The organism is Leisingera sp. JC1 (genome assembly GCF_001679925.1).
Lineage (GTDB): Bacteria > Pseudomonadota > Alphaproteobacteria > Rhodobacterales > Rhodobacteraceae > Leisingera.
The window spans coordinates 1-697 of record NZ_LYUZ01000054.1 but is presented as its reverse complement, the minus strand read 5'-3'; the positions used below and the strand labels follow the sequence as shown (position 1 = coordinate 697).

Annotated in this window: 1 protein-coding gene; it reads left to right on the top strand. The window is 57.1% G+C overall.

Features of this window, described 5'->3' with window-relative positions; all coding sequences use genetic code 11:
* Positions 1-413: 413 nt before the first annotated feature.
* On the top strand, positions 414-697 hold a 284-nt coding region (locus A9D60_RS26820), incomplete at its 3' end, for a hypothetical protein (protein ID WP_217492038.1).

The window sequence follows — 697 nt, the reverse complement described above, 5'->3', positions numbered from 1 at the left end:
GAACGAGTGTATCTCCTGCTTTAAACTTGTTGCTGCTCAACAGGGACGCGAACGCGCTGGAGACATCCTGACCCGCGGACCAGCCGAGGTCAGACGAATACCAAACGGTCATGTGATTTCCTTTCACTGGTGATCAGCCGCTGAGTGGCGCGGCTCACACTCTTACATTTTCCCAAACCATACCCGCCGGGGCAGGGCCTTCAGGCCGTGCAAGCAGCTGCCGGGTTTCCCGCCGGCCGCCGGTGCCTGTCATCCCGCCGCAGAGAGCAAACTTGTACAAAACCTAGAAGCGGCCTATCGCCCAACTTGGTTAACAGGAAGACTGATGGAGGTTTGCGCCCAAAAGCTGGCTTTTTTCGGCCAATTCCCTGTCAGCGGTCTGCAAATAACCGCGCACAGGCGAAAACCCGCTTATGGCGGGCCGCCAAAAAGCTGGGAAACAGCGGAGCTGTTCTGTAACAGTGGATCTGGTGTGCCCTGCAAACCGATACATAAAATCCGGCACAAATCAGGCCGCGGGACATGCAAATCGCAGTAATCAGAGGTGTTTAGCCGCTGCTGCGGAAAAGATCAAGCGGCTGCGCCAGTTGAAATCGCGATACAAGAATCGAATTTGCAGGCCAAAAGGCCCGTTTCAGGCGGCCCTGCGCGCAAACATGCTGCGCAGCCGCAGCATTGCACGTGATCCCGGCCGGAC